This window comes from Rhodococcus sp. PAE-6 (genome assembly GCF_025290685.1).
Lineage (GTDB): Bacteria > Actinomycetota > Actinomycetes > Mycobacteriales > Mycobacteriaceae > Rhodococcus > Rhodococcus pyridinivorans.
Window position 1 is genome coordinate 1 of sequence record NZ_JAOCLZ010000008.1, and the last position, 7,411, is coordinate 7,411.

General features: G+C 62.0%; 4 protein-coding genes, 1 pseudogene and 1 other annotated feature. Of the genes and pseudogenes, 1 reads left to right on the forward strand and 4 read right to left on the reverse strand.

What is annotated here, in order from left to right; genetic code table 11:
- Positions 1-75: 75 nt before the first annotated feature.
- Positions 76-1,416, reverse strand: coding sequence for an IS630 family transposase (locus NVV99_RS16340; RefSeq protein ID WP_260782937.1), 1,341 nt, complete (start codon positions 1,414-1,416; stop codon positions 76-78).
- A 178-nt stretch (positions 1,417-1,594) separates the two neighbouring features.
- Positions 1,595-3,226 carry an IS1634 family transposase gene (locus NVV99_RS16345; RefSeq protein WP_260782938.1) on the reverse strand — a complete coding sequence of 544 codons (1,632 nt, stop codon included), beginning with the start codon at positions 3,224-3,226 and terminating at the stop codon, positions 1,595-1,597.
- 52 nt (positions 3,227-3,278) lie between these two features.
- Here NVV99_RS16345 and NVV99_RS16350 point away from each other — a divergent pair, with 52 nt between their 5' ends.
- Positions 3,279-4,532, forward strand: a complete 1,254-nt coding sequence (locus NVV99_RS16350; RefSeq protein WP_260782939.1) for an IS3 family transposase — start codon at positions 3,279-3,281, stop codon at positions 4,530-4,532.
- Positions 3,558-3,689: a sequence feature (AL1L pseudoknot), on the forward strand. (Overlaps the previous gene by 132 nt.)
- An 11-nt stretch (positions 4,533-4,543) precedes the next feature.
- On the opposite strand, the pseudogene NVV99_RS16355 reads toward NVV99_RS16350, so the two are convergent.
- Together NVV99_RS16355 and NVV99_RS16360 are read right to left on the reverse strand one after the other, a co-directional pair.
- Positions 4,544-4,876: pseudogene (locus NVV99_RS16355) on the reverse strand (leucine zipper domain-containing protein); the annotation flags it as partial.
- 544 nt (positions 4,877-5,420) lie between these two features.
- On the reverse strand, positions 5,421-7,208 hold the full coding sequence (locus NVV99_RS16360; RefSeq protein ID WP_260782954.1) for a DUF4012 domain-containing protein: 1,788 nt from the start codon (positions 7,206-7,208) through the stop codon (positions 5,421-5,423).
- Positions 7,209-7,411: the final 203 nt, after the last annotated feature.

A 7,411-nucleotide genomic window follows, 5' to 3' on the forward strand; every position in this document is an offset into this window, starting at 1 on the left:
CGTGGAGGATCGGCTCGATCGCTGCTGCGGCTCTCGTTCTTCTTCACCTGCAAGCACCGGCCTGGTGAGAAAACCTCATTGATCTGTTGTAGAGGTGCTCGGGTTGATCTTGGCCAGGTAGTCGGCGAGAGACTTGAGGATCTCGTCGGCGGTCTTGGTCCAGCGGAAGGGGTGCGGATTGTCGTTCCACTCGTCGATCCACGCGGTGATGTCCTTTTCGAGGGCTTCGATCGAGGTGTGGACACCGCGGCGGATGAGTCTGTCGGTGAGCAGGCCGAACCAGCGTTCGACTTGATTCATCCAACTCGACCCGGTCGGGGTGAAGTGGACGTGGAAGCGGGGATGCCGGGCCAGCCATGCCTTGACCTCGGGAGTGTTGTGGGTGGCGTAATTGTCACACACCAGGTGCACGTCGAGTTCGCGGGGTACGGCCTTGTCGATGGTGGTCAGGAACTTGCGGAACTCGATGGCGCGATGGCGGCGGTGCAGTGCGCTGATGACCGTGCCATCGGCGATGTCGAAGGCCGCGAACAGGCTGGTGATGCCGTGCCGGAGATAGTCGTGGGTGCGGCGCTGCGGGGTGCCGGGCATGATCGGGAGGATCGGTTGCGACCGGTCCAGGGCTTGGATCTGGGACTTCTCGTCGACACAGAGCACGACCGCCTTTTCCGGCGGATTATGGTACAGGCCAACAACATCGACGACCTTATCGACGAAGAGCGGGTCGGTGGACAACTTGAAGGAGTCCTGCAGATGCGGTTTGAGGTCGAACTTGCGCCAGATCCGGCCGATGGTCGATTTCGACAGTCCGGTGCGCTCGGCCATCGACGCCCGCGACCAGTGGGTGTCCTTGCCGGGCGTCGACTCCAAGGTCGCGATGACCACGTCTTCGACCTGGTCGAGCAGGATCGACGGCGGCCGGCCGGGCCGGGGCTCGTCGACCAGCCCACCGAGCCGGCCTGCGATGAAACGTCGGCGCCACCGATCCACGGTCGACTCGTCGACACCGAGATCGGCGGCGGCCTGCTTGTTGGTCCCACCTTCGGCGCAGCGCAGCACGATCTTGGCTCGCATCGCAAGGTACTGAGCGGTTTTCGCTCTCCGCGCCCACGATGTCAGCTGAGCGCGCTCGTCCTCGCTGAGCACTAGATCTGCTTTCGGGCGTCCGCTGCGCCCGGCATCGGCCAGCCCGTCGAGCCGGTCGGCGGCGAACTTTCGTCGCCATTTCGCCACCGTCGCCACCGCGAGATCGAGTTCGCGTGCCACGCCGGCATTCGATGCACCTTCGGCGCAGGCCAACACGATGCGTGCCCGTTCGGCCTGTCGCCGGTCCGCCGACTCGGCTCTGTGTGTCAGCTCGGCGCGTTCGGCCACGGACAAGGTGATCTCGACGGCCGAGGGCCCACGATGCGACATAAGAACACACCATAAACTAACCTGTGAAATTTCTGACGCAGGACACTAGTGCCTCGTCACGCAACCTTGGCCGGGTAATGCGGGTACTCGGTCCACGACCGGATCGGCGAATCCGTGCCGAACTGGGTCTTCGGTTCGGCACGGGCATTGCGCCACCGCCTGAGTTAGGACATTTGGCTTAGTGTCCCAATTCGAACCCGAGACGGGTGAGAATCTCCAGCTCGGCAGCCGGGATCTGCGGCGGAAAGTCCTGGACGGCACCGTTGATGGCGATGGTGGAGGTCCGTAGTGGCCGCAGTTGCTTGACCAGTCTCGCGATCGCCACACCGGTCTGGTCCTGGGCGCAGCGGGCCACAGCCAGGGCGGCGAACACGATGGTCAGGTGCGCTTCGATGGCGTCGCGGGTGCGGTGGAACATCGGCCGGGCCCGCAGATCGGTTTTCGACATGCGAAACGACTGCTCGACATGCCATAGGTCGTGGTACTTGCCGATCACCTCGCCCGGTTCCATGAGCGTGACGGGAATGTTGGTGACATATCCCTTCAAGCCCACCAGCGATCGAGCTCGTGCCAGCGCGGCGTCGTCGAGTCGCTGACCTGCGGTGGTGGTCTTGACGAAGCGGGTGGCCTTGGCCTTCGTCGTGCCCTCGACCACCGCCCGCGCCCGCGCTTCCTGCGCGTTCAATGTCTGGTTGTCGCGGACGGCACGTTTGCGGGTGTACTGCCAGATCGCCCGCCACGAGCTGGGATGCCGTCCCGGATCCCAGACCGGTTCGGCGCGCCGTTTCACGGTGTTGACCACGCTGCGGGCGTGCCGGGGTGTGACGGTATCGATGATCTGCCCGTCGGTGAATACATCACCGTGCCAATGGAAATGGGACGTCAGATCAGCGGGTGCCTTCGTCACCCGGGAGCCGACGATGAACTTCAGGCCCGCCTCGTCCAGAGCAGTCAGATTCGCCGCCGACAGCATGCCGGCGTCGGCGGCGATGACCATCTCCACACCCTCGATGTCGTGGCGGGCCTGGAACTGACGCACGATCGGGACCAGGGTGTGGGTTTCGGCCTTGTTGCCTTCGAAACAGCCGATCTCCAGTGGGAACCCGGTGCGGTCGACGAGCAGCCCGACCACGATCTGCGGATCGACCCGGCGCTCCTTGCTGTAGCCGACCTTGCGCAGGTCGTCTTCCTTCTCCGCTTCGAAGTACAAGGTGGTCACATCGAACAGCAACAACCCCAACCCGCCGGTTTCGGCGGCATACTCGAAACAGCGGCGGGCGATCCGATCGCGGTAGTCACCGGTGATGATCTGCGCAAGGTGACGTTGAATCGTTTTGTACGACACCGGTTCCGCGCCGAGATCTTCGAGAACGCGCAGCGCATCGATCTTCGAGGTCGGTTCCACGATCCGGGCGATGACCAGATCCTGGAACACCGCATCGTCGAGGACGTCGAAGCCGAGCCGGTTGTAGACGAAGGCGAGCACGTCGTAGAGCAACCGGGCGCTGGTGCGCACGGTTCGTCCCGCGCCGGCGAGCTCGCCGCCCTTGCTCGTGGTCGGGCCGGGTAGTCGACCGGTCCGCCAGTCGGCCACGTCGGCGATCTGCTCGACGGGCGTCGGCACATCCAGGTCGAGCATGCCTTGATCGCCGTGCAGGAGCTGGCGGGCTCGTTCGAGCAGAATGCCCAGCTCGACGTCGGTGTGCGCGGACCCGACGTGGGCGAGGATCTCGTGCCGGCCGCGGTGTTTGCGCACGACCTGCACCGCTACCGCCCCGGATGCGGTACGCACCTTCCGCACGAATGCCACTGTCGCGTACCGGGTCTGTTGGAGGGTCTCATCACACGGAAGGATGAGATCCATGGGAGCACCGCGAAAGTACCCGGAGGAGCTGAAGGAACGAGCGACGCGGCTGGCAGTCGAGGCACGCCGCGATCCAGGATCGAAGACAGGAGCGATCAAGCGGATCGCCGAGCAGTTGGGCATCCATCCCGAGGCCCTGCGCACCTGGGTTCGTCAGGGAAGAGATCGACGGTGGTGTCCGCCCCGGCACCACGACGGACGAGGCGAAACGGATCGCCGAACTCGAACGCGAGAACCGAGAACTGCGCCGTGCCAACGAGATCCTGAAGACGGCGTCGGCGTTTTTCGCGGCAGCGGAGCTCGACCGCAAACTCAAGTGATCGTCGACTACATCGACGCCCACAAGGCCGGTCACGGGGTCGAGCCGATCTGCAGAGTCCTCACTCGGACCGGTGTGCAGATCGCCCCGTCGACGTACTACGCAGCAAAGACCCGTCCACCCTCAGCGCGGGCGGTCCGCGACGCGGAACTGATCGAAGAAATCCACCGGGTCCACGCCGAGAACTACGCCGTCTACGGTGCCCGCAAGGTCCATGCGGAGCTGCAGCGGCAGGGTGTCCGGGTGGCCCGGTGCACCGTCGAGCGCCTGATGCGCGCCGAAGGGTTACGCGGCATCGCCCGGTCGAAGAACCCCCGGACCACGATCGCCGCAGCGGACACCGACAAGCCTGCTGACCTGGTCAACCGCGGATTCACCGCCTCAGCACCGGACCAGCTGTGGGTCGCCGATATAACTTATGTCCGCACGTTCGCCGGATGGACGTATGCCGCGTTCGTCATCGACGTCTTCTCACGCCGCATCGTGGGATGGCAGTTGTCGACGAGTCTGCGCACCGATCTCGCACTCGATGCATTGGAGATGGGCATCTGGACCCGCGAGCATGCAGGTCAGGGCCTGTCGCAGTTGATACATCACTCCGACCGCGGAGCTCAATATCGAGCTATCCGCTACACCCAGCGCCTTGCCGAGGCCGGCGCGGTCGCTTCGGTGGGCAGCCGCGGCGATTCGTATGACAACGCCCTCGCCGAGGCGTTCAACTCGCTGTTCAAGGCCGAGCTGGTCCGTAACAAGGGACCGTGGCGCTCTATCGATGACCTCGAAATTGCGGTGGCCGAGTACATCGATTGGTTCAATCACCGGAGGTTGCACGGTGAGATCGGGATGATCTCGCCCGTCGAAGCCGAACAGTCCTACTACGATTCACATAGTCCCGCCGGAACAACCGAGCGGGTCGTCGAGAGCCTCTACTGAAGCCGGGGCGCAACATTGTAGCGGCGCAGCACGGCCTCGACGGTCGATTTCGCCAGGTGCAAGTGGTAGGCGATGCGGTGCGGGCCCCACCGTCGGGTGAAGCGCAGTGCGATGATGCGGCGTTCGGTGCGGGTCGGGGTCCGGCGCGGGCAGGACCGAGGGCGTGAGGACCGGTCCTGCATCGATCGGTCACCGGTCAGGTAGCGATCGACCCACTTCTTGGCGATCGCCGGCGAGCATTGGAAGCGTTCGGCGGCCCGGCGCAGGCTCCAGCCGGTCTCGACGACAAGTTCGGCCAGTGCCAATCGGCCGCGTGGAGTCAGATAGGCGTTACGGTGTGTCAAGAGGGCCTCTCGGTGGTCGGCGTGTGTGTGGTAACCACACCGATTCCGGAGGTCCTCACCTATCTCGTGACGGCACGCCGTTCACAACCTGCCTGGGAACTACAACTAGTGCGTTCACAGTTCCTGTCTTGCCGGGTACGCCGACGACATTGCCGAATCTTCCGTTCGGCATAGGGACCGTCGATACTGTTGTTAGGCACACTTCCGGAGCCTCCCGCGATCAGTCCGGCTCTACAAAGGTTGCAACGACCCACAATCGGCTGGTGATGGCACGCTAGGCAAAATTCGTCAAGGCGACGCAATTGCCGGCTCGGAGCCTGGCGCCGTTGATATCACCCGTCGATCTTGGTGAGATGGGTGATATCAACGGCAACTTTGGTGATCTTGAACGGTTGTTGGCATAGCTCTGAAACCCAAGTGCGGAGTTCGGCTGCCCGACACTATAAGCTTCTGGTAATGCCAGTTTAAAGTCCTTCGCTGCCGAAGAATCCCTTTGCTTGCGGCTTCTGTGCGGGCCCTTAGGGTCGGCACATGCAATCGGGCATCATTCGGTAGTGCAATTGGGTACGCTGACCTCGACTGAAGGATTGTCGATTAATGGCTGTATCGGAACGCGCGCGTCGCCAGGTGCCGTTGGTTCAATCAGGTCGAAAGTGACCTCCACGGATTTTCCGCGAGGGATCGGTAGCTGGACGGAGAAGAGGGGGTGCCCTCTCTCTGTATTTACGAAGGCAATTGTAGATGTTCCGTCAATTGTGACCTTCTTGAGTTGAGCTCCCTGGGTTGCGAGTAATCCTAAATCGATGATATTAGTTCCAAAAGGAGCCCCCACAGAATTGTCGAACGTCCCTGCAACATATTTTGTGAAATCGCCGTCCGGTAGATTATTTTTTAATTGGATAGACACCAGGGAGCGACGAGTGCTGTCGTCGCAGCCGCCAGCAGAATACGTTATTTTTCTCTCAAGATAATAGTCCAGCTTGTTTCCGCCCAGATTGTTCACTACCAGCCCTGCGTATGGAGCAGAATCGTCGGGGACCGTGTGGCCGAGGGGAGTGCTTTCAATCACCTTCTGAGATTCGGAGTCAGCTGACCAGACTGCGAGACGACCCTCGGACACTGCACGTCCGAGAGCTTCGAGGAGAGAGCCTGGGTGATTTATACTTCCTGTTAGTTTCCGCACGACCTCAGCAGCTACAGTCTGCAGATAGTCTTTTCTTGCCTGATTGTCTGTCGCGAAGCGTGTGTACACGGTGGATTCGGTCAATTCGACAACGTTCTCAGCCGTGATTTTCTCTCCGTCCGGCATGGTGATCGGTCCTACAACATCTAATACGTAACTAAGAGCGACTGGGTCTGTTGCTATCGCGCCGTCCACACGCTCTCCTGATTCCTGCTGCCACATGTGCCGCCAAATCTGGCCGGCGTAGGGAAAGTGTGGACTAACATTGCTGTTTCGAAAATCAGATGTTGGTCTGCTTGCGCCGTATGCTCGGTCGAAGTCTGGTCCTAAGTCCAACGACTCGTAATCTGTACGGAGTTCACGGTTGCTTGCGAGGTCATCGACCTGCACGGCGCCGTTTTCCGCACGTAGTATGGCGAAACCGCCGACCAATCCACCCGTACCGCGTGCTTCTGCGTTCGTCTGGAAACCGACGAAGTAACTGCGCGGACCGTCTGCGCCCAGCATGGCCGGCGCGATCTGCGCCGCGAGTGAGGTGTTGTTCAATAGTCCGGACAACTCGGCCACCTGCTCCTGCAGGTCGACTCGCGCGTCGTCGATCAGACCGAGCCACGTGCTGTCGACATTTTGGGCCTGCTCGTCGAGGTTGCTGATGGCCGCCGACGTCGTCTCGAGGACGGGGGCGGCGTCGCGGAGAGCCGCAAGATTGATGCGTGCGCCGTCCAAAATCAACTGATCGGGAGATACGGCACTACCTGCATCGACAGCGGGGAGGAGAACCTGCTCTGTGAGACCACTCACAATGGTGGTCATTTGGCGAGTGGAATCGAACGGGCTTCCCAGGAATGGAACGGCGCCGGCAATACGCCACGGCACCGAGTCGACCGAACTCTGGGCATTCTGGGCGTAGCGATCGGCGTCGCCCGCGACGATGCGGGCCCTGTCGGTATCGCCTGCGAGCAGTGCGTCTTTCGCCTGCGTCGCGAAGTCCTGCGCTTTCTCCAGATTCGACTTCGCCTGCAGGCCTTCGTAACCCAGCCAGCCGATGAATCCGACGACAACGAGCGCGCCTACGCTGCAGCCGATCTGCACGCGCCGGCGCTTCCTCCGCTGAGCTGCGATCTCCTCGTCGGACAAGCGCCTGCGCACCTTGCGCCTACGCCGTTCGGGCGAATCTGACTCACCGGTAACATCGTTCACGCCGCTTGTGCCCCCTTCGTGGTTTCCGTCGAGACGATAACCCGTTTCCGAACTGGCCGACCGTTCAAGTGGTGGGTAACCGTGACTGTAAGTAAACTTCTGCACGGATCGTGACCGCGGAGTTGGGAGGCTCTGTCCACGATCGCATGACG

Excerpts from the sequence above, each read along its gene's own strand:
- NVV99_RS16340 (WP_260782937.1), bottom strand. The coding sequence starts at position 1,416 with ATGTCGCATCGTGGGCCCTCGGCCGTCGAGATCACCTTGTCCGTGGCC.
- NVV99_RS16350 (WP_260782939.1), top strand. The coding sequence starts at position 3,279 with ATGGGAGCACCGCGAAAGTACCCGGAGGAGCTGAAGGAACGAGCGACG.